Genomic DNA, 21,903 nt, shown 5'->3' with positions numbered 1-21,903 from the left:
TATTCCTACTCTGCGGCGCCCTTGACGTCGGCCGCCGGCGGCGCGTAGGCCGCCTCCAGCGCGGCGAACTCCTCCGGCAGCATGTCGCACATCACCTGCACGTGCGGAATGATGTTGGCGCCGACGATGAAGCCGAAGTCGAGCTGGTCGCGATAGCTCTGCACGGTGATGTTGAGCGCCTGTCCATGCGTCGAGATCGACACCGGGAAGATGTGCAACAGCTCCGCGCCGGCGGCATAGAGCGTCTGCCGCGGCCCCGGCACGTTGGACACCGTGATGTTGGCCGCCGGCGGCAGCACGTCCGACAGGTTCGAGCGGCTGTAGAGCAGCGCCAGAACCTGCACCATCATCGGCGCACCCAGCATCGAGATGTTGGAAATCTGCGGCATCAGGGCCCGCAACGGATGCGACATCTCCTTGGACTTGGTCGACTGCGCGATGATCGCCTCCAGCCGCGCCTTGGGATCGTCGATATTGGTCGCGATCGAGCAGATCATGCCGAACACCTGGTTGTTGGCCTCGGTGTTGCCTTCCTCGCGCAGCGAGATCGGCACGGCGGCGGTCAGCGATTTCGCCGGTAGCGTGCCATATTGCTGGAGGTAACGCCGGACCACGCCCGAGGCGAGCGCCAGCACCACGTCGTTGAGCTTGCCGCCGGCCTGCTTGGCGAGCGCCTTTGAACGCGACAGCGAGATCGAGACGCCGGCAAAGCTGCGTTCCGAGGAAATCGTCTTGTTCAGCATGGTCGGCGGCGACACCATGCTGGCGAGGCTTTCCCGGGATTTCGGATCGGAGATCTTGCCGAGCACGTCGGAGACGCTCTTGACCATGGTCGGGATGTTGCCAGCGAAGCGCACCGCGCTCTCGATCTGGTACATCGCATTGTCGAACAGGATCGAACCGATGTCGCTCTTGCCCGTGCGCGGCAATTGCAGGTTCTTCGCGGCGGCCGAGGCATCGAGCGGCTGGGTGAAGAGCTGCTGATAGGAATCGAGCAGGTTGGCGGCGATGTCGCGCGGCTCCTGTCCGGGCTTACTGCCCGCCGTCGGCGGATCGACCTTCCGGGGGGTGGGCGAGATATCGTAGATCATGTTGGTCAGCGCCGCCCCGGCGCCGCCGTCGATGGCGGCATGGTGCATCTTGGAATAGAGCCCGACCTCGTTGTCCTTCATGCCCTCGAACACGTAGAACTCCCAGAGCGGCCGGGCGCGGTTCAAGAGCTTGGCGTGCATCCAGCCGACGATCCGTTCGAGCGTGGCGCGGTCGCGCGGCTGCGGCAGGCTGGCGCGGAAGATGTGGCGGTCGATGTCGAATTGGTCGTCCTCGACCCAGGAGGGATGATCGATATCAAGCGGCGCCTTCTCCAGCCGTGCCTTCAGGATCGGCGCGATGTGCAGGCGCGAGACGATCATCGCCTTGAAGTCTTCGAAGAAGTCGCCCTTGTAGTCGTCAGGCAGGCGAAAGATCGCCATGCTGCCGACATGCATCGGCATCTCCGGCGTTTCCAGATAGAGAAATGATGCGTCCAGCGACGACAGCTTCTTACCGTCAGCCATAGTTCCCTCCGCTCGTTTTGACGGGCGCCTTTGCCGGCGCTTCTCGTCAGGCCGATACTGCCCGTTCCGGCGGGGCATATGCAATGGCAAACGGCCCTGCCCGGTCAAAGGGCCAGAATTCCCCCTCCGGTTGCGCCAGGCGGTCCGCCACGGCCCACAGCGCCGCGGGGTTCACACCGAGCCCGATATGGCTCGCCAGATGCACCTCGATGTTCTCGGCACGGTCGGAGGGACGCAACAAGCAGGTTCGCCAGTTCACGATACCGTCGGCGCGCGAGTAGATCGACGTCGCCGGCACCGGCAGATCGCCGGCGATCGCCTCGCGCAGTTCGGCAAAGTCCTCGACACGGTCGCCGGACAGCGCTTCGTACAGCCGCGTGGCGTTGGTCGCCCGCACGTCGTTGGCAAACGGGCTGCCGAGCGTGACGACATAACGGACCATCTCGGGCGCCTGGAGCGCGAGATCGCGGGCATAGACGCCGCCGAGACTCCAACCGACCAGGCTGACCTTGCGTCCGCTCGTGGCGTGGATTTCGACGAGGCGCGTGCGCAAGGCTTCCCTCGTCCGCCCCAGCCCACCGAGATTGCGACCCATCCGCCAGGCATGCGCCTCATAGCCGAGCTCGCTAAGATAGCGCCGCATCGGTGCCATCGAGAGATCGCTGGCAAGAAAGCCCGGCAGTGCCAGCACCGGATGGCCGTCGCCCCTGGGCGCGCGCATCAGGAGCGGCGACAGCATCAGGCTGGCGTTGAATTCGAACAGTCCACGCGCTTCGGCCAGCAGCATGCCGAGGCTCGGCGGACGAAGCCGGCCCGACACCTGCGGCTCGTCCGGCCCGGGCGGCATTTATTTCTTCTTGTCGCCGCTGCGCGGGCTGCCGAGGCCGGCCATGGTGACGAACATGTCCTGAAACCGCTCCGCGATCTTCGGATCGAAGGTGAACCAGCTCTGGATCAGCGATTCCGGCGAGACCTTGTCGATGTTGGACATCATCTGTTGTTGCAACTTGTCCATCACGGCGGTCTGCATCGGCATCACGTCGGGTAGTCCGAAGAACTGGCGGGCTTCAAGGGGGGTGCAGTCAATTTCGATGTTAACTTTCATGTCCCCTCCAGATGAGATTCGAGCGGCCTGTCGCAGTATCGCCGCGAGACGGTGTGCAACGCAAGCGACCTGAGGCTGGCGGCCGGCCTTGCTTCCGCGATCGGCGGATATGGTCAATGAAATCGCGCCCGCCATGAGCCCGCTTCCTCGGCGCCCGGCGGGGCACGAGGGCCCCGCGGCCGGGGACTTCACCGATCGAAAGTCGAATATCGCCCGCGAACCCCTCGCCGCCAGATTGTCGGCCAGCATTGCTGCACAGCGGCGCAACTTGGCGCGTTCCTTGCTGGAATGGCGCTTGCACGGGTCGTGAACTCTGGGCAACATGGATTGGGACGCCCGCCGAACAATCAAAAATCACGGCGCGGCAGAGTGGAGAGGGTCAAGAATGTCAGTCGGTCGAACTCTGTTTGCGGCGACGCTCGCCGGTACGCTTGCGTTGACGATCTCGTCGGCGTCGAGCCAGACGCTACGTTATGCCAACCAGGGTGACCTGAAGTCGCTCGATCCCTATACCCTCAACGAGAGCACCACCCACGCCCATCTCGGTCACGTCTATCAAGGCCTCACCGCGCGCGACAAGGACCTCAAGATCATTCCGGCGCTGGCGGAAAGCTGGGAAACCCCGGAGCCGACCCGCTGGCGCTTCCATTTGCGCAAAGGCGTGAAATTCCACAACGGCGATCCCTTCACCGCCGACGACGTGCTGTTCTCGGCCGATCGCGTCCGCAAGAAGGGGTCCAACATGCAGACCCGCCTTGCTCCGGACGTCAAGGTGATCAAGGTCGACGACTACACCGTCGATTTCGTCCTGCCCTCGCCCAATCCCATCCTGCATAACGCGTGGGATGTCTGGTACATCATGGACAAGAAATGGGCCGAGGAGAACAACGTCGTCGACCCGACGCCGGTGGCGGCGACCACGCCGAGCTACGCCTCGCTCCACGAGAACGGCACCGGTCCCTTCGTCATCGAGAGCCACCAGCCCGGCGTGAAGACGGTGTTCAAGGCCAACCCCAATTACTGGGGCAAGGTCGAAGGTAACCTGAAGGAGATCATCTTCACCCCGATCGCCTCCGACGCCACCCGCGTCGCCGCGCTGCTGTCGGGCGAAGTCGACGTCATTGAGCCGGTGCCGATCCAGGACATCTCCCGCGTCGATTCGAGCCCGAACGCCCAGGTGCTGAAGGGGGCGGAGCTGCGCACCATCTTCATCGGCTTCGATCAAGTCCGCGACGAGTTGCTCTACTCCAGCATCAAGGGCAAGAACCCATTCAAGGACATCCGCGTCCGCGAGGCCTTCTACAAGGCGATCGACATCGAGCTGATCAAGACGCGCGTGATGCGCGGGCTGTCGACGCCGTCGGCGTTGATGATCGCTCCGGAATTGTTCCTGCTGTCCAAGGAGTTCACCCGGCCGAAATTCGACCCTGAAGGCGCCAAGAAGCTCCTGACCGAGGCCGGCTACCCCGACGGCTTCGAGGTCACCATGGATTGCCCGAACGATCGCTACGTCAACGACGCCGCGATCTGCCAGGCCGTCGTCGGCATGCTCGCCCGCATCGGCGTCAAGATCAATCTGCTGGCGCAGCCCAAGGCGCAATACTTCGCCAAGGTGTTGAAGCAAGGCGGCTACCAGACCTCGTTCTACATGCTGGGCTGGACGCCGAGCACGATGGATTCCCACAACGTGCTCTTTGACATCATGGGCTGCCGCGACGATGCCAAATCCTCGCGCGGCGAAGCCAATCTCGGCGGTTACTGCAACAAGGAGTTCGACGCCATCACCGACAAGGTGCTGGTCGAAACCGACACCGCCAAGCGCAACCAGCTGATCAAGCAGGCCTACGAAATCGGCAACAAGGACTGGTCCTACATCCCGCTGCACCAGCAGGCGCTGGCCTGGGGCGTATCAAAGAAGGTCAACCTGCCGCAGCGCGCCGACAATCTGGTCATGTTCCACTGGGCGACCAAGAAGGAATAGCGACAGTTGAACACGAGGTCCCGGCAGCGTCAGGCTTCCGGGACCTTTCCTTTTCCGGCTGACAAAGACGTCAGCCAAACGCACACCCAAGGATAGTGGAAGGCATGCTCGCTTTCACTCTTCGCCGCGCCCTTCAGGCCATCGGCGTCATGTTCGCCGTCGGCATCATCGCGTTCTCGATGTTCCGCTTCGCCGGCGACCCGGTCAACCAGATCGTCTCGATCGATACGTCGGCGGCCGAACGCGAAGCCGTGCGCAAATCGCTCGGCCTCGATGATCCCGTGCCGGTGCAGTTCGTCCGCTATTTCGGCAACGCCGCGCAGTTCAAATTCGGCGTCTCCTATCAGTTCCGCCAGCCGGTCTCTACGCTGTTGATGGAGCGCATGCCCGCGACGCTGGAACTGGCGATCTGTGCGACCGTATTCGCAATGGTGTTCGGCATCCTGATGGGCGTCTATTCGGCGCTCAAACGCGACACCGTGCTCGCCAAATTATTCCAGGCGGTTTCGCTGATCGGCATCTCGTTGCCGACTTTCCTGATCGGCATTCTCCTGATCTATCTGTTCGCGGTGACATTGGGCTGGTTGCCCTCGTTCGGTCGCGGCGAGGTGGTCAAGCTCGGCTGGTGGACGACGGGGCTGCTCACGCTGTCGGGCCTGAAGGCGCTGATCATGCCCTCGATCACGCTCGGCCTGTTCCAGATGACCCTGATCATGCGGCTGGTGCGCGCGGAAATGCTGGAAGTGCTTCGGACCGACTATATTCGCTTCGCTCGGGCCCGCGGGCTGACCACCCGTGCCATCCATTTCGGCCACGCACTGAAGAACACGCTCATTCCCGTCATCACGGTGGCCGGACTGCAGTTTGGCTCGGTTATTGCATTTTCGATCATCACCGAAACCGTATTCCAATGGCCCGGCATGGGACTTCTGTTCGTGCAGGCCGTGCAAAACGTCGATATCCCGATTATGGCCGCCTACCTGCTGATGGTCTCTCTGATTTTCGTCACCATCAATCTGGTGGTCGACATCCTCTACACCGTGGTCGATCCGCGCCTGCGCTCGACCATCGGCCGCGCCGCATAAGGCAGCCTCCATGTCCGACGTAGTCGCCTCAAATTCCGACAAGCCGAGCACGCTGCCGACGCATGCCGCCCGCAGCTGGCTCAGCCGCGCGCTCGACAGCGACATCTTCTATTCGTTCCGCCGCTCCAAGCTGACCATGGTGGCGGCGGCCATTACCGTGCTGTTCTTCCTGCTCGCGATCTTTGCATCGGCACTCGCGGTGCAGAACCCGTTCGATCCGGCGCAGCTGCAATTGATGAACTCGCGGATCTCACCGCTCTGGACCGCCGACGGCCAGAGCCCGTTCCTGCTCGGCACCGACGAGCAGGGCCGCGACGTGTTCTCCGCCATCCTGTATGGCTTGCGCATCTCGCTCGCCGTCGGTGTCGCCGGCGTGGTCTTCGCCGGCGCGCTCGGAATCGCGCTCGGCCTGATCGCCGGCTATTTCGGCGGCGCGGTCGACGGCGTGATCATGCGGATCGCCGACGTGCAGCTCACCTTCCCCGCCATTCTGATCGCGCTGCTGGTCAACGGCATCGCGAAATCGATCCTCGGCAACCGGCTGGATGCCAACAGCATGCTGGTGGTGCTGGTGATCTCGATCGGCCTGAGTTTCTGGGTGGGATATGCCCGGACGGTGCGCGGCTCGGTCATGGTCGAGAAGAACAAGGACTACGTGGCCGCGGCACAGCTGATTGGCCTGCCCGCGCCGAAGATCATGTTCCGCCACGTGCTGCCGAACACGATGGGTCCGATCCTGGTCATCGCCACCATCAACCTCGCACTCGCCATCATCACCGAGGCGACGCTGTCGTTCCTCGGCGTCGGCCTGCCCGACACCATGCCGTCGCTCGGCACGCTGATCCGCATCGGCAACAATTATCTGTTCGCGGGTGAATGGTGGATCGTCGCCTTCCCCGGCATCGCGCTGGCCGCGCTGATCCTGTCGATCAACCTGCTCGGCGACTGGCTGCGCGACGCGCTCAACCCGAAACTTCGATGAGCAAAGCTTCGATGAAAACGCCTCGCCCATGACCGAACCCGTTCTCTCCGTGCGCAATCTTCAGGTCAAGTTCGCCTCTCGCCGCGGCACGCTGCGCGCGATCGACGGCGTCTCGTTCGACATCGCCAAGGGCGAGGTGCTCGGCGTGGTCGGAGAATCCGGCGCCGGCAAGTCCGTCACCGGCCTGGCGGTGATCGGCCTGATCGATCCGCCCGGTCGCATCGCCGGCGGCGAGATTCGTCTCGCCGGCCAGCGCATCGACAATCTGCCGGCCGAGGAGATACGCCGCATCCGGGGAAAACGGATCGGCATGATCTTCCAGGACCCCCTCACCTCGCTCAATCCGCTGTACCGCGTCGGCGACCAGATCATCGAGACGATCAAAACCCACCTGAACCTGTCCGAGACGGCCGCCCGCCGCCGCGCCATCGACCTGCTCGCCGAGGTCGGTATTCCCGCGCCGGAAAAGCGCATCGACGGCTATCCCCACGAATTCTCCGGCGGCATGCGCCAGCGCGTGGTGATTGCGCTGGCGATCTGCGCCGAGCCCGAGCTGATCATCGCGGACGAGCCGACCACCGCGCTCGACGTCTCCGTGCAGGCGCAGATCATCTCGCTGATCAAGCGGCTCGGCCGCGACCACGGCACCGCCGTGATGCTGGTGACCCACGACATGGGCGTGATCGCGGAGACCTCCGACCGCGTCGCGGTGATGTACGCCGGCCGCGTCGCCGAGATCGGCCCGGTACAGGACGTCGTCAAGAATCCGCTGCATCCTTACGCCAAGGGCCTGATGGGCGCGATTCCGACGCTTGCCGGGGACGACAAGCGCCTGGTGCAGATCCCCGGCTCCATGCCGCGCCTGTCGGCGATCCCGCGCGGCTGCTCGTTCAATCCGCGTTGCGCCTTCGCCTTCGATCGCTGCCGGGTTGAACGGCCGGAGCCACTATCGCGCGGCACACAATCCGTTGCCTGCCATCTCTACGACACCGTGCCTGCGGAGAGCGCGGCATGAGCACGCCCTTCGTCCAGGCCACAAATCTGCGCCGCGTCTTCGACGTCTCAAAACCCTGGCTCAACCGCGTGCTCGAAGGCGGGCATCTCGAATATCTCAAGGCTGTCGATCACGTTAGCTTCGACATCAGGAAGGGCGAGACCTTTGCGCTGGTCGGCGAGTCCGGCTCGGGCAAGACCACGGTGGCGCGAATGGTGGTCGGCTTGTTGCCGCCGAGTTCCGGCAACGTGCTGATCGACGGCATCTCGATGACCGATCCACGGCAGGCGCAGGCGCGGCGAAAACTGCGCCGCCGCATCCAGATGATCTTCCAGGACCCCTATGCGAGCCTGAACCCGCGCTTCCGGGTCGATGCCATCATCTCCGAGCCGATCCGCGCCTTCGACCTGATCCAGGGCGAGCGCGACATCCAGGCGCGCGTCGGCGAACTGCTCAGCCTTGTCGGGCTGCATCCCGACGACCGGTTGAAATTTCCACACGAATTCTCCGGCGGCCAGCGCCAGCGCATCGCGATCGCGCGAGCGCTCGCCTCCGATGCGGAGTTCATCGTTTGCGACGAGCCGACCTCGGCGCTCGACGTCTCCGTGCAGGCACAGATCCTGAACCTGATGCGCGACCTCCAGGACAAGTTCGGCCTGACCTACATGTTCATCAGCCACAACCTCGCCGTGGTCCGCCACATGGCGAGCCGCGTCGGCGTGATGTATCTCGGCCGCATCGTCGAGATCGCGGAGGGACGCGAGCTGTTCGCCCGACCGCGCATGCCCTACACCAAGATGCTGCTGGGCGCCGTGCCCGATCTCGCAATGTCGGGCCGCCAGCGTATTCCGGTGAAGGGCGAGATCCCGAATCCGATCAATCCGCCGCCCGGCTGCGCCTTCAATCCGCGCTGCCCGCTGGCGTTCGATCTCTGCCGCAAGGAAGCCCCGGAACTGATCGCCGGCGTCGCCTGCCATGCGGTGAACACCGCGCCGGTCCCGGCGTGACGCGCGCGTGCCATGCGGTCCACGCATTGGCGGCACGGCATCGCCTGTGATCAATTGCGCGCGCGACAAATAAGGTAGCGAAATCCCATGGCCAGCAACGTCAATCCCGATCCCTTCACGACGCGCCCCGAGATCGAGGGCACGTTCGGGGTCGTCGCCACCACACACTGGATCGCGACCGCGGTCGGCATGGCCGTCCTGGAAAAGGGCGGCAATGCCTTCGACGCCGGCGTCGCCACGGCGTTCACGCTCCAGGTCGTCGAACCGCATTTGAACGGCCCGGGCGGAGACGTGCCCATCATCGTGCATGACGTCAAACGCGCACGCACCGAGGTGATCTGCGGCCAGGGCCCGGCGCCGGCGCGCGCCACCATCGCCCACTACAAGAGCGAAGGCCTCGACATGGTGCCCGGCACCGGCCTGCTCGCGGCCTGCGTCCCCGGCACGTTCGAATCCTGGATGATGCTGCTGCGCGACTACGGCACGATGCGCGTGCGCGACGTGCTGGAGCCGGCGATCTCCTATGCGCGTGACGGCTATCCGCTGGTCGAGCGCGCCTGCGCCACGATCCAGACCGTCGAGCAACTGTTCCGCAAGCATTGGCCGACCTCGGCGGCGGTCTATCTGCCCAATGGCGAAGTGCCGAAGCCCGGCACGCTCTTCACCAACAAGACGCTGGCTGCGACCTACGCCCGCATTCTCAGCGAAGCCGAGAGCGGCGGCGGTGACCGCGACGCCGAGATCGAGCGCGCGCGAAAGGCCTGGTCGCAAGGTTTCGTTGCGGAAGCCATCGACAAGTTCTGCCGCACCCAGGAAGTGATGGATGTCAGCGGCTCGCCGCATCGCGGCGTGCTCTCGGCCGACGACATGGCCCGCTGGCAGCCGACGATCGAGGCACCGCTCACCTACGACTACGGGCGCTACACCGTCTGCAAAGCCGGCGTCTGGAGCCAGGGTCCGGTGACGCTCCAGCAACTCGCGGTGCTCAAGGGCTTTGCCCTCGACGGGCTCGATCCGACCGGGCCGGAATTCATCCACCTCCAGATCGAATGCGCAAAACTCGCCTTCGCAGACCGCGAAAAGTTCTACGGCGATCCCAAATTCAGCGAGATCCCGATCGCGACGCTGCTGTCGGACGCCTATAACGACGAGCGCCGCAAGCTCGTCACCGACAAGGCCTCGCTCGACTTCCTCCCCGGTTCGGTCGAAGGTTTTGGCGGCGTGGTCAAGCTGCGCCGCGCCGAGGGGCAGCGCGAGGCGGTCGGCGCGCTTGGCGCGGGCGAGCCGACAGTCGGGCGTTTCGGCGAAGTGCGCGGAGACACCGTGCATTTCGACATCATCGACAAGGCCGGCAACATGGTGTCCTCGACGCCATCGGGCGGCTGGCTGCAATCCTCACCGATCATTCCGGAGCTCGGCTTCTGCCTCGGCAGCCGCGCGCAGATGTTCTGGCTGGAGGAAGACCATCCCGCCGCGCTTGCGCCGGGCAAACGGCCGCGCACGACGCTGTCGCCGACCATGGCGCTACGCGACGGCGAGCCGTACCTCGCCTGGGGCTCGCCCGGCGGCGACCAGCAGGATCAGTGGATCACGCAGTTTTTCCTGCGGCACGTCCATTGCAACCTCAATCTCCAGGAATCGATCGACGCGCCGGCCTGGCACTCCGAGCATTTCCCGATCTCGTTCTGGCCGCGCACCGCGCGCCCCGGCGTGCTCGTGGTCGAGAACCGCGTGCCGAAGGCGACGATCGAGAACCTTCGCGAGCGCGGACACATTGTCGAGGTCGGCCCCGACTGGTCGGAAGGTCGCCTCACCGCGGCCTCGCGCGTCGGGGTGCGTCGCCGCGCCGCCGCTAACCCGCGCGGCATGCAGGGCTACGCCGCAGGGCGCTGAAAGCAGCACATGACCTGGTCGATCATCGCGCGAGATCCTGCCACCGGCCAGTTCGGCATCGCGGTAGCGACCCGCTTCTTCGCCGTCGGTGCGCGCGTGCCCTACGTCGCGGCCGGTCTCGGCGCCATCGCGACCCAGGCCTTCGTCAATCCCTATTACGGCATCGACGGCGTCAAGCTGCTGCGCGAGGGCCTGAATGCGCATGACGTTCTCGCCACACAGCTCGCGACCGACGACGGCCGCGAGAGCCGCCAGATCCACATCATGGACGCCAGCGGCGCGATCGCCGCGCATACCGGGCGCGACTGCGTCGACTGGTGCGGGCACATCGCCGGCAGCGGCTTCTCGATCGCCGGCAACATGCTTGCCGGCGCCGACGTGCTCGACGAGACCGCGAAGACCTATATCGCCAATGACAGCCTGCCCTTCCCGCGCCGCCTGCTCGCCGCCATGCGCGCGGGCGAGGCCGCCGGCGGCGACAAGCGCGGCAAGCAATCCGCTGCGCTCCTGATCCACGGCGAGGAGGAATGGCCGGCGCTGGACATTCGCGCCGACGATCATCTCGATCCGCTGGGCGAACTCGAACGGCTGGAGCGCGTCAGTCAGGAACTCTGGGTGCATTTCCGCTCTTCCATGCCGACGCGGCAGAACCCGGCAGGCAACACCGATCGCAGCGTCATCGACGCCAGCATTGCTGCGAGCCGAGCAAGGCAATCATGAGCGCAAGTCCTCTCATCGAGATCAAGGATCTGCGCATCCGCTTCCACGGCGACGACGGCCGCGTGACCCACGCCGTCGACAGCGTCGATCTCAGCGTCGCCAATGGCGCGACGCTCGGCCTCGTCGGCGAATCCGGTTGCGGCAAGAGCGTGACGTCGCTGGCGATCATGGGTTTGCTGCCGAAGCAAAGCGCGGAGATCTCGGGCGCAATCCGCTTCGACGGCTTCGACCTGCTGAAGACTCCTGACCAGACATTGCGCGACCTCCGCGGCAACCGGCTGGCGATGATTTTTCAGGAGCCTATGACGTCGCTCAATCCGAGCTTCACCATCGGCGACCAGATCATCGAGACCATTCTGCGCCACCGCGGCGGCTCTCGGCGCAGCGCGCGCGAACGGGCCATCGAGCTGCTGCGCCGCGTCCACATCCCCTCGCCGGAGCGGCGGATCGACGAATATCCGCACAAGCTCTCCGGCGGCATGCGCCAGCGCGTGATGATCGCGATGGCGCTCGCCTGCGATCCGCGGCTGCTGATCGCGGACGAGCCGACCACCGCGCTCGACGTCACCCTGCAGGCGCAGATTTTGGAGCTGATGCGCGAACTGAAGGCGGCGAGCGGCGCCGCCATCATCCTCATCACTCACGATCTCGGTGTTGTCGCCGAAGTCTGCGACGAGGTCGCGGTGATGTATGCCGGCGAGATCGTCGAGCGCGCGCCGGTCGACGAGCTGTTCGCGATGCCGCAGCATCCCTACACCGTCGGCCTGCTGGGCTCGATCCCGCGGCTCGATCATCGCGCCGAGCAGCTTGCCACGATCGAGGGCATGGTGCCGAACATGGCGCAGCCACCCGCCGGCTGCCGCTTCGCCGCGCGCTGCCCCTTCGTGCTGGACGCCTGCACCAAGGCACCGCCACCGCTGGTCGAGGTCAGCCCCGGCCACCTCTCGCGCTGCATCCGCGCACCGCTCGAACGTCTGGTGTCGTGATGGCGCTTCTCGAGGTCGAAGGCCTGGTCAAGCATTTTGTCGCCGGGCGCTCGCTGTTCGGCCGGGCACTGGGGCATGTCAAAGCGGTCGATGGCGTCAGCTTCTCTCTCGACGCCGGCAAGACGCTGGCCCTGGTCGGCGAATCCGGTTGCGGCAAATCCACCGTCAGTCGCCTGGTGCTGCGGCTGATCGAGCCGGATGCAGGCACGGTGCGTTTCGCCGGCCGTGACCTGCTCTCGCTGGACGCCGGGGCACTCCGCGCCTTCCGCCGCGAAGCCCAGATCATCTTCCAGGACCCCTACGCCTCGCTCAATCCGCGCATGACCGTCGGCCAGATTCTCACCGAGCCACTGGCGCTGCACGATCTGGTACCGCCGGCGCAACGGCGCGAGCGCGTCGCGGAAATCTTGCGGCTGGTCGGCCTCGAGCCGCGGCTCGAGCGGCGTTATCCGCACGAATTCTCCGGCGGCCAGCGCCAGCGCATCGCCATCGCTCGCGCGCTCGCGGTCGAACCAAAACTGATCATCTGCGATGAGCCGGTCTCGGCGCTGGACGTCTCGATCCGCTCGCAGATCCTCAACCTCCTGCGCGAGCTGCAGGACCGGCTTGGGCTGGCCTACATCTTCGTCTCGCACGATCTGGCTGTGGTCAAGCACATCGCCGACCATGTCGCCGTGATGAATCTCGGCCAGATCGTCGAGACAGCCGAGGCGGACGCCCTGTTCGCGGCACCCCGCCATCCCTACAGCCGCGCGCTGCTGTCCGCGATCCCCATGCCTAAACCGCGGGCAAAGCGCAGCCGGATTGTGCTGCAGGGAGAGATCCCGAGCGCGCTCAATCCGCCGCCGGGATGCCGCTTCCACACCCGCTGCCCCTACGTGATCGACCGCTGCCGCAGTGAAATGCCGCAGCTCGTGCCGGATGGCATCGGACATGCAACGGCCTGTCACCGAACGTCGGAACTGCCGTCCTCCGCGGCGATCGTCCCGTCCGACGGCGGCTTCTCGCCGGTCCTTGAAAAATTGGTCGCCGCCTTCAGCGGCGGCCCGGAAGCAGTCCGCGGCGGCGGGGTTAGTTCATTGGGAACGGACCCGGCATAACCGCAAAACAGAGGTTGAGAGCGATGAGTTTCATGCGTTTGACAATCCTGGCGGCGGCTGTGCTGACGTCGCTCGCGGGCGCAGCCCAGGCTCAGACCACGCTTCGCATCGGCATCGCCGAAGACCCCGATATCCTCGATCCCAGCATCGGCCGCACCTATGTCGGCCGCATCGTCTTCTCCGCCTTCTGCGACAAGCTGTTCGACATCGACGAGAAGCTCAACATCGTGCCGCAGCTCGCGCTGTCCTACGAGACTTCGGCCGACGGCAAGGAGATGACGATCAAGCTCCGGCCCAACGTCAAATTCCATGACGGTGAGCCGCTGGACGCCGAAGCCGCAAAGTTCTCGCTCGAGCGTCACATGACGCTGCCGACCTCGTTCCGGAAGTCGGAGCTTGCCAGCGTCGACCATGTCGAGGTGGTCGATCCCCTGACCATCAAGCTGGTGCTCAAGACCCCTTACTCGCCGCTGATCGCCCAGCTCACCGACCGCTCCGGCATGATGGTCTCGCCAAAAGCGGCGAAGGAGGCGGGCGACAAGTTCGGCCTGCATCCGGTCTGCGCCGGCCCCTACAAATTCGTCGAGCGCGTCCAGCAGGACCGCATGGTGTTCGAGAAGTTTGCCGACTACTGGAACAAGGACAACATCCATATCGACCGCGTCGTGTTCCTGCCGATTGTCGACGCGACGGTGCGCCTTGCCAACCTCAAGTCCGGCGGGCTCGATCTGATCGAGCGCGTGCTCGCCACCGACATCAAGGGCGTGCGCGCCGATTCCCGCCTCGTGCTGTCGACCGCGCCGGAGCTCGGCTATCTCGGCCTGACCGTCAATATCGGAAACGACAAAACCAAGGGGCCGCTGAGCCAGTCGGCGAAGGTCCGCCAGGCACTCGATCTCTCGATCGACCGCGAAGCCCTCAACCAGGTCGTCTTCAACGGCGAGTTCACACCCGGCAACCAGTGGGTCAGCCCGAAGCATCCCTATTACCAGAAGGCATTCCCGGTCCGCGGTCGCGATATCGCGAAGGCCAAGGCGCTGCTGAAGGAAGCCGGCGTCACCACGCCGGTGACCGTGGATTACATGATCCCCAAGGGCGCGGAGAACGAAGCCGTCGCCCAGGTCGTGCAGTCCATGGCCGCCGAAGCGGGCTTCGACATCAAGATCCGCGCGGTCGAATTCGCGACGACCTTCAAGCAGGCCCAGGCCGGCGAGTTCCAGATCTTCCAGATCAACTGGAGCGGCCGCATCGATCCCGACGGCAATTCCTACATCTTCATGCGCAGCAAGGCGCCGCAAAACGACGGCGTGTATTCGAACCCCGAGGCCGACAAGCTGATGGAAGATGGACGCATGACGTCCAACGTCGAGGAGCGCAAGGCGATCTACGAAAAGCTGACCAAGATCCTGCTTGACGATTTGCCGATCATCTACATCTACCACCGCACACTGCTGATCGCGCACACGAAGAAGCTCGACGGCTACAGGCAGATGCCCGATGGGCTGGTGCGTGTGGTCGGATTGAAGTTCAAGTGATCACGGCAGCGGTTGGGACGCGCGTGGAGCCATGCTGAACTTCCTCGCCCACCGAATCGCGCAGATCGTGCCGACACTGTTCTTCGTGTCGGTGCTGATCTTCTCGCTCCAGCAATTGCTGCCGGGCGATCCCGCGCTGGTGATGGCCGGCGAGGAGCGCGATCCCGCCGTGATCGAACAGATCCGCCAGCAGTACAAGCTGGATCAGCCGATCCCCGTGCAGTACGTCTATTGGCTCAAGGGCGTTCTCTCAGGCAATTTCGGCGAGTCGCTGCGCAACAAGATGCCGGTGCGCGAGCTGATCGCGCAGAAACTGCCGGTGACGCTCCAGCTCGGCTCGATGGCGATCCTGATCGCGTTCCTCATCGGCATTCCCGCCGGCATCATCTCCGCGGTGAAGAAGGGCACGGTTTGGGACTATGGTGCCAACCTGTTCGCGCTGTGGGGTATCTCGACGCCGAATTTCTGGCTCGGAATCCTCATGATCTTCCTGTTCTCGATTCACCTGGGCTGGCTGCCGGCCTCAGGCTATGTGCCGCTCACTGAGGACTGGCGCGCGAGCCTGGCAGCCACCATCATGCCGGCCTTCGTGCTCGGCAACGCGATTTCGGCGGTCCTGATGCGGCACACGCGCAGCGCAATGCTCCAGGTTCTGGAGAGCGACTATGTCCGCACCGCGCGCGCGAAAGGTCTCTCCGAGCGCTCGGTGATCCTCAAGCATGCGATGCGCAACGCGCTGACGCCGATCATCACCCTCGGAGCGCTCGAACTCGGCACGCTGTTGTCGGGCGCGGTGCTGACCGAGCAGATCTTTTCCATTCCCGGCTTCGGCAAGCTGATCGTGGATGCCGTCTTCAACCGTGACTATGCGGTGGTGCAGGGCGTGGTGCTGGTGACGGCCACGGTCTACATCACGCTGAATCTCGTTGCCGACGTCGCCTATGTCCTCGTCAATCCGCGGCTGCGAGGTTAGACGATGACCGACGCCGCACTGCCAGCCAGTCCCGCCACCCAGGCCTACGAGCTGGACAGCCCGGCCCGCCGTGCGCGGCGGCGCCTGTTCCAGCGCAAGGCCGCGGTCTTCGGGCTTGTCGTGATCACGGCCTTCATCCTGCTTGCGGCCCTTGCGCCGCTGGTCGTGCCCTATGATCCCATTGCCACGAGCTGGAGCCTGGTGCGCAAGCCGCCCACCGCCGCCCACTGGTTCGGCACCGACGATCTCGGCCGCGACATCCTCAGCCGCGTCATCTACGGCGCGCGGGCCTCCCTGATGGCGGGTCTGATCTCGGTCGCGATTGCGCTCGGAATCGGCGTCCCTCTTGGCCTCCTCGCCGGCTATCGCGGCGGATTTGTCGATGCGCTGATCAGCCGGATCACCGATGCAATGTTGGCCTGCCCGTTCCTGATCCTGGCGATTGCGCTGGCCGCCTTCCTCGGTCCCAGCCTCGGCAATGCCATGATCGCAATCGGCATCTCGGCAACGCCGATCTTCATCCGTCTGACGCGCGGGCAGGTCTTGAGCGTCAAGGCCGAAGACTATGTCGAGGCGGCGCGCGCGCTCGGCAATCCGCCGTGGCGGATCGCGTTCTCGCACATCCTGCCGAACATCCTGCCCTCGCTGCTGGTGCAGGCGACACTGTCGATCGCCGCCGCCATCATTGCCGAAGCCGCGCTGTCCTTCCTCGGCCTCGGCCAGCAGCCGCCCGCACCGTCCTGGGGCAGCATGCTCAACGCGGCGCAGCGCTTCCTGACCCAGGCGCCGTGGATGGCGATCTGGCCGGGCCTAGCGATCTTCCTCGTGGTGCTGTCGCTGAACCTGCTCGGCGACGGCCTGCGCGACGCGCTCGACCCGCGCCAGCGCTAGATCACGGTCTCGCGCATCACGCGACGGGAATCCATCTCGTATTCGAGGTCGACCACCGGCGGCCGGGCAAAATGCCAGGTCAGGCCGGAGCGTAGCGCGCCGCGGCGGACCAGTTCGTCGACCAGCGCGTGGTGGAAATCGTGCACGGAGTAGGCCTGCACGCCGGTGGTGTCCTTCCAGCCGAAGCCGAACGCCGTCATCCGGTTCTCCATCTGCGACGTGGTGGTGAACCGCACCTTCTCGCGAAGACCCTCCGGACTGAGGTCGCGATAGCGCACGGTGCGCTCGACATAGGTGCCGCCGCCCTCGCGCGCCTCAGCGCCACCGGCGATCACGAAGGACGGCGCCTTCGATGTCGTCGGACGCGTGAAGGAGAACGCATAGAACGACGGTTCGGATGGCGGATCGAACTCCGGACAGACATTGCTGCGCGCCACCGGATTGGTGGTGCCGTCGAAGATGCCCCATTCGGACAGCGTCTTCACATAGTGCAGGTTGAATGCGCGAAAGCCTTCCTCGCTGAAGGCCGCCGGTGAGCGCAACTCGCAGGCACAGAACGCCGTCAGCGGCCGGCCTGCTTCCCGGATATACTTCGCCGCGAGCGCAAATCCCTCGGCCAGCGGCACCAGGCGGTCGAAGCGGACGCGCTCGATCTCGTAGCCGTCGTCAGCGGCAGCACCCGCCGAATACTGGAACACGGACGGAATGAAACGATAGTTGCCGGCGGAGAAATCACCAATCATGTCGAACTCCTATTCCAGTTTCATGCGGACACCCTTGGCGCCGTTGAGCAGGCGCTTCAGGTGAAAGCCGGCCAGGGAATCGTCGGCGTGCATCCCGACCAGCGCGGCAAAGGCCGGCATCGCCGCGACGTCGCCGGCCTCCATCTTGGCAAAGGCCTCGGAATATTGCGCCGTCCTTGGCGCTTCGAATTTTTCCTGCGGCAACGGTTCGAACGCACGCAGCGGTTCGCTGCGTCCGCGCAGCATCAGATCACCGACGGGACGGCCTTGAAAATGCTCGGCCGCCTTGGCGACGCTGGCACTGGCGCAGATGCGTGTTCCCAGATGCTTGTTGGCCGCCTCCAGTCGCGCCGCGATGTTGATGGTGTCTCCATACGCGGTGTAGTCGAAGAAGCGGTTGCCTCCGAAATTGCCGACCAGAGCCGGCCCGGCGTGAATGCCGATGCGGGTGGTGCCGAAGTTCACGCCCACGGCCCTCTGGCGCGCGCAGAAATCCTGCGCCCAGGCATCGAGGTCATGGGCGCAGGCGACCGCACGCGTCGCATAGTCCGGCTGATCGCCGGGCGCATTGAAGAGCACCTGGATCGCATCGCCGATGATTTTTGCGACCGTCCCCTCATGCGCGAAGATGGTTTCGGTCATCCCGCCGACATATTCGTTGAGGAGCGCGCCCAGCGTCTCGGGCGGCGCGCTCTCGACCAGGGAGGTGAACCCGGTGATATCGGTGAAGATGGTGGCGACATCGCGCCACTGCACCTCGATCCCCTCACCCTCGCCGCCAGCCACCAGACGCTTGGCGAGCTCGGGCGAGAAATGGCGCGATAGCGCGGCATGGGCCCGCTCCGCCTCCATCTGACGGCGCCGTACCTCGCGCAGCATCTCGATATGGCGAATGGTCTTCTCGATCGTGGCTTCCAGGTCGGCGAAGTCGATCGGTTTGGTGAGGAAGTCGAACGCGCCGCGGTTCATGGCGGTGCGGATGTTGCTCATGTCGCCATAGGCCGAGACGATGATGGTCGACTTCTTGTCCTCGGCCTCCTGGAGCTTCGCCAGCAGCGACAGCCCATCCATCCGCGGCATGTTGATGTCGGAGACCACCATGTCGACATGCGGGTTCTGCTCGAGGGATTCCAGCGCCTCGACGCCGTCGCGTGCAAACATGATGTCGACGAGCCCGTCGCGGATCTGCCTGCGAAACTTTTGCAGGATCAGCGCCTCGAGGTCTGGCTCGTCATCGACGAAGAGGATGGTCGAAGTCATGCGGCTTGCTCGAGCCTCGTGTCGATCTCCTGCCGCAGCAGCGCAAAATCGATCGGCTTGGTGAGGAGCCCGATGGCGCCACGCTCGATCGCCTTCCGGCGCGTCTCGGCGTCACCATAGGCCGTGATCATGATGACGGGAACGTCCGGATGCTCGGCGCGCACCTTGGGCAGCATGTCGAGCCCGCTCATGCCGGGCATGTTGATGTCGGACAGGATCAGGATCAACGAGGGGTCGCGCACCTCGGAGGCGAGCCTGAGCGCATCGGACGCGGACGGCGCGAATTCCATCTGGAAGCGTCCGGCGCGTAGGTCACGCCGGAACTGCTGCCGGAACAGCGCCTCGACGTCGGGCTCGTCATCGACGACCAGGATGTAAACGTTCAACTCTTGCCTCCGGGAGTATCGTCCGCCGCCATCTGGCGCGGCAGCGTGATGATGAATTCGGTGAATACACCGGGTGTGGTGTTCACGTCGATCGTGCCGCCGTGCTGTTTCACGACGATGTCATGACTCATGGACAGGCCAAGCCCGGTGCCCTCGCCGGCCGGCTTGGTGGTGAAGAACGGATTGAACAGTTTCGCCTTCACCTCGGGCGGAATCCCTGTGCCGTTGTCGCGGATCCGGATCTCGACCTTGTCGCCGAGGTTTTTGGTGGCCGCGTTCAAGGTGGGCTCGAAGCCGTCCGTCGCGCTCTCCTTGCGCTTGGCCGCAGCATAGAAGCCGTTCGAGATCAAATTGAGCAAGACGCGCGCGATCTCCTGCGGATAGACATCGACCATCCCGGCCCCGGGATCGAACTCGCGCTCGAGCGTGACGTTGAAGGCGGGCCGTTCCGCGCGCGCGCCGTGATAGGCGAGATTGAGGCTTTCCTCGACGATGGCATTGATATCGCTGGGACGATGCTCGCCGGAACCCGCGCGCGAATGCAGCAGCATGTTCCTGACGATGGAATCGGCGCGCTTGCCGTGCTGCACCACCTTCTCGAGATTGCTCCTGAGCATGCCGGTCAGCTCCTCGACCTCCTCCTTCGTCTTGCCGTCGAGCGAAGCCGATTGCAGGGCCTGGTTGAGTTCATCGATCAGCTCGGTCGAGACCGAGGAGAAATTGTTGACGAAATTGAGCGGGTTCTTGATCTCGTGGGCGATCCCCGCCGTGAGCTGGCCGAGGGAGGCGAGCTTCTCGGTCTGGATCAGGCGATCCTGCGCGGTACGCAGATTGTCGAGCGACTGCGACAGCTCCGTGGTACGCTCACGAAGCTGCTTGAGCAGTCGAGCGTTCTCGATCGCAATCACAGCCTGTTTGGTGAAATTCTCAACCAGTGCGATCTGCTTGTCGGCGAACGGACGGACCTCCTTGCGATAGACCGCGATCGTGCCAATCAGCTCGTTCTCCTTCAGCATCGGCACGATGACGATCGTACGGGCGCCGGCGACGTCTGAGATCGCGCGAACGGCAGGCCCACCAGCAAGATAGGCAGGTGTGTTTCGCACATCGTGAACGTGGACGACCTCACGTGTCCTGACGACCTCGGCGAGCGCGCTGTTCGGACGAGGTCGGATTTCCACATCTTTTCGCGAAGCAGCGAACGCAGCCGGCACATTGTAATCCGCCGCAATCGTGAAGCTTTCACCGTCCCAGAGATTCATGACGCCGAAACTTGCGCCACAGACCCGCGTCGCATTTTCGAGCATTTTGTAGAACACGGGAGCGAGTTCGCCCGGAGAGGAACTGATGACCTCCAGCACCTCAGAAGTCGCCGTCTGTTGCTCGAGCGTTTCGGACAATTCAGCCGTCCGCCGCTCGACCTTGTTTTCCAAATCCGCATAGGATTCCTGCAACCGCGCGCCCATGTCGTTGAACTGGTCGGCGAGTCCTTCAAGCTCGTCGCCGGTCTTGATCGAGATGCGCTGCGAGAAATCGCCGCCGCCGATCCGCTCGGCGCCGCTGCGCAGGGCCTGGATCGGTCCGACCATGCGGCGTGCGAGAAAAATCCCGGCGAGCACCGCGAAGATCGACGCTGCGAGCAACACGATCGCCAGCCGCTGCAGCGAAGCATAGAGCGCCGCATAGGCCTCCTCGACCGGCAGCTCGACGAGCATGGTCCAATGCAGCGGCTCGATCGGCGCCGATGTGGTCAGCACCTTCTGCCCCTGGATATTGCGCGCTTCGGGGAGCGCGTCGGACAGGGTGCCGCCTCCAGCCTGCGCAGCGCGCACCTGCACGAGGCCGGACATGTCGGTGTTCCGCAAGACCAGGCTGATGTCGGGATGCGCGATCAGGCGTCCCTCCGGGCCGACCACATAGGCGTGCCCGTGTTCGCCGACCTTGATCTGGGACACGACGTCCCAGATCAGCTTGAGATTGACCTCCGCGATGCTGACGCCGGCATCCTTGCGCGCGCCGGCCAGCGCGAGCGTCATGTAGGGCTCGGACTCCCTGCGGAAATAGACCGGGCCGTAATAGACCTTGTGCGCGACCGCCTCGGTGAACTTCGGGTCGGCCGACAGGTCGATCCCGCTGTCGATCGCGTCCATGGCCAGCCGCGAGACCCGCAAGCGCTCCTTGCCGGTCGCATCCACCTGGGCGAGCTCTGTGACCGCGGGCACCTGGCGCAGCAGCCGTTGCGCGTCGAACCGGCGCTGCTCGATCGAGCCCGCCGACCAGGGCAGCTGCGTGGTCCAGCCGAGCTGGCTCTCGATCTCCTTGACGAACTGGCCGATCTTGGCCGCCGCTGCCTCGGCCTGCTCATGCTGGACCCGGATCAGCGCGGCCTTGTGCTCGCGATAATAGAAGAAGACCTCGAACAGCCCGTTGGCCAGCAGCGCTATGGCGACGACGGCCACAAACAGCGCGACATATTTGGTGAAGAGCCGGGTCCTGATCCCCCGCCCCGCCGCCTGGCCGGGCGCAACGCCAGCCGCGGCCGCGCTCGGCACCGTCCTGGCTTGCGGGGTATCGGGGTGGAGGGAGATGCTCATCCCGGCGAATCTAGCAAGAAGGCCGGAACTTGTCTCTCGCCAACGCGGAAAGGGCTCCCCCTAAGCCTGACGGCGTCCGCAGGCTGCGGGGCAAATGAAAAGGGCGGCAACG

Annotated in this window: 19 protein-coding genes; 12 read left to right on the top strand and 7 right to left on the bottom strand. The window is 64.7% G+C overall.

The window, feature by feature from the left end; translation table 11 throughout:
* Positions 1 to 5: 5 nt before the first annotated feature.
* From IVB46_RS34455 to IVB46_RS34445, 3 genes are read right to left on the bottom strand one after another with little or no spacing between them, the layout of a single operon-like run.
* Complete coding sequence (locus IVB46_RS34455; RefSeq protein WP_028157105.1) at positions 6 to 1,556, bottom strand: wax ester/triacylglycerol synthase family O-acyltransferase; 1,551 nt, start codon at positions 1,554 to 1,556, stop codon at positions 6 to 8.
* 46 nt (positions 1,557 to 1,602) lie between these two features.
* Positions 1,603 to 2,403: an alpha/beta hydrolase gene (locus IVB46_RS34450; protein WP_071915884.1), complete on the bottom strand. Its 801-nt coding sequence runs from the start codon at positions 2,401 to 2,403 to the stop codon at positions 1,603 to 1,605.
* Entirely contained in the window at positions 2,404 to 2,661 is a 258-nt protein-coding gene (locus IVB46_RS34445) for a DUF6489 family protein (RefSeq protein WP_071915885.1), read from the bottom strand. It abuts the gene before it with no gap.
* Between the two features lie 385 nt (positions 2,662 to 3,046).
* Here IVB46_RS34445 and IVB46_RS34440 point away from each other — a divergent pair, with 385 nt between their 5' ends.
* From IVB46_RS34440 to IVB46_RS34385, 12 genes are all read left to right on the top strand, one after another.
* Positions 3,047 to 4,642 carry an ABC transporter substrate-binding protein gene (locus IVB46_RS34440; RefSeq protein ID WP_247308018.1) on the top strand — a complete coding sequence of 532 codons (1,596 nt, stop codon included), beginning with the start codon at positions 3,047 to 3,049 and terminating at the stop codon, positions 4,640 to 4,642.
* 104 nt (positions 4,643 to 4,746) lie between these two features.
* Entirely contained in the window at positions 4,747 to 5,727 is a 981-nt protein-coding gene (locus tag IVB46_RS34435; protein ID WP_063984746.1) for an ABC transporter permease, read from the top strand.
* A 10-nt stretch (positions 5,728 to 5,737) separates the two neighbouring features.
* Positions 5,738 to 6,709 (top strand): ABC transporter permease, encoded by a 972-nt coding sequence (locus IVB46_RS34430; RefSeq protein WP_071915888.1) that lies wholly within the window; start codon positions 5,738 to 5,740, stop codon positions 6,707 to 6,709.
* 28 nt (positions 6,710 to 6,737) lie between these two features.
* The gene (locus tag IVB46_RS34425; RefSeq protein WP_247308017.1) at positions 6,738 to 7,724 is read left to right on the top strand and encodes an ABC transporter ATP-binding protein; all 987 of its coding nucleotides are present in this window, start codon (positions 6,738 to 6,740) and stop codon (positions 7,722 to 7,724) included.
* Positions 7,721 to 8,710, top strand: a complete 990-nt coding sequence (locus tag IVB46_RS34420) for an oligopeptide/dipeptide ABC transporter ATP-binding protein (protein ID WP_085404388.1) — start codon at positions 7,721 to 7,723, stop codon at positions 8,708 to 8,710. Before IVB46_RS34425 ends, IVB46_RS34420 begins: the two co-directional genes overlap by 4 nt.
* Positions 8,711 to 8,797: 87 nt before the next feature.
* Positions 8,798 to 10,603 carry a gamma-glutamyltransferase family protein gene (locus IVB46_RS34415; protein WP_247344545.1) on the top strand — a complete coding sequence of 602 codons (1,806 nt, stop codon included), beginning with the start codon at positions 8,798 to 8,800 and terminating at the stop codon, positions 10,601 to 10,603.
* Between the two features lie 9 nt (positions 10,604 to 10,612).
* The gene (locus tag IVB46_RS34410; protein ID WP_208085619.1) at positions 10,613 to 11,323 is read left to right on the top strand and encodes a DUF1028 domain-containing protein; all 711 of its coding nucleotides are present in this window, start codon (positions 10,613 to 10,615) and stop codon (positions 11,321 to 11,323) included.
* Positions 11,320 to 12,309, top strand: a complete 990-nt coding sequence (locus tag IVB46_RS34405; RefSeq protein WP_247308015.1) for an ABC transporter ATP-binding protein — start codon at positions 11,320 to 11,322, stop codon at positions 12,307 to 12,309. The genes IVB46_RS34410 and IVB46_RS34405 overlap by 4 nt, the downstream gene beginning before the upstream one ends.
* Positions 12,309 to 13,409: a dipeptide ABC transporter ATP-binding protein gene (locus tag IVB46_RS34400; RefSeq protein ID WP_247308014.1), complete on the top strand. Its 1,101-nt coding sequence runs from the start codon at positions 12,309 to 12,311 to the stop codon at positions 13,407 to 13,409. Before IVB46_RS34405 ends, IVB46_RS34400 begins: the two co-directional genes overlap by 1 nt.
* A gap of 23 nt (positions 13,410 to 13,432) precedes the next feature.
* Positions 13,433 to 14,944, top strand: a complete 1,512-nt coding sequence (locus IVB46_RS34395; protein WP_247308012.1) for an ABC transporter substrate-binding protein — start codon at positions 13,433 to 13,435, stop codon at positions 14,942 to 14,944.
* Positions 14,945 to 14,975: 31 nt separating this feature from the next.
* On the top strand, positions 14,976 to 15,917 hold the full coding sequence (locus tag IVB46_RS34390) for an ABC transporter permease (RefSeq protein WP_071915894.1): 942 nt from the start codon (positions 14,976 to 14,978) through the stop codon (positions 15,915 to 15,917).
* 3 nt (positions 15,918 to 15,920) lie between these two features.
* Positions 15,921 to 16,808 (top strand): ABC transporter permease, encoded by an 888-nt coding sequence (locus tag IVB46_RS34385; RefSeq protein WP_247308010.1) that lies wholly within the window; start codon positions 15,921 to 15,923, stop codon positions 16,806 to 16,808.
* Here the strand turns inward: IVB46_RS34385 and IVB46_RS34380 are convergent.
* From IVB46_RS34380 to IVB46_RS34365, 4 genes are read right to left on the bottom strand one after another with little or no spacing between them, the layout of a single operon-like run.
* The gene (locus tag IVB46_RS34380) at positions 16,805 to 17,551 is read right to left on the bottom strand and encodes a hypothetical protein (protein WP_247308008.1); all 747 of its coding nucleotides are present in this window, start codon (positions 17,549 to 17,551) and stop codon (positions 16,805 to 16,807) included. The two genes, IVB46_RS34385 and IVB46_RS34380, sit on opposite strands and share 4 nt — an antisense overlap.
* 9 nt (positions 17,552 to 17,560) lie before the next feature.
* Positions 17,561 to 18,811, bottom strand: a complete 1,251-nt coding sequence (locus tag IVB46_RS34375) for an adenylate/guanylate cyclase domain-containing protein (RefSeq protein WP_166350852.1) — start codon at positions 18,809 to 18,811, stop codon at positions 17,561 to 17,563.
* Positions 18,808 to 19,197 carry a response regulator gene (locus IVB46_RS34370; RefSeq protein WP_014496960.1) on the bottom strand — a complete coding sequence of 130 codons (390 nt, stop codon included), beginning with the start codon at positions 19,195 to 19,197 and terminating at the stop codon, positions 18,808 to 18,810. Before IVB46_RS34370 ends, IVB46_RS34375 begins: the two co-directional genes overlap by 4 nt.
* Positions 19,194 to 21,791: an ATP-binding protein gene (locus IVB46_RS34365; RefSeq protein WP_247308005.1), complete on the bottom strand. Its 2,598-nt coding sequence runs from the start codon at positions 21,789 to 21,791 to the stop codon at positions 19,194 to 19,196. Before IVB46_RS34365 ends, IVB46_RS34370 begins: the two co-directional genes overlap by 4 nt.
* Positions 21,792 to 21,903: the final 112 nt, after the last annotated feature.

This window comes from Bradyrhizobium sp. 61 (assembly GCF_023073075.1).
In the GTDB taxonomy this organism is placed as follows: domain Bacteria; phylum Pseudomonadota; class Alphaproteobacteria; order Rhizobiales; family Xanthobacteraceae; genus Bradyrhizobium; species Bradyrhizobium barranii.
This window is presented reverse-complemented; position numbering and strand designations above follow the sequence as displayed.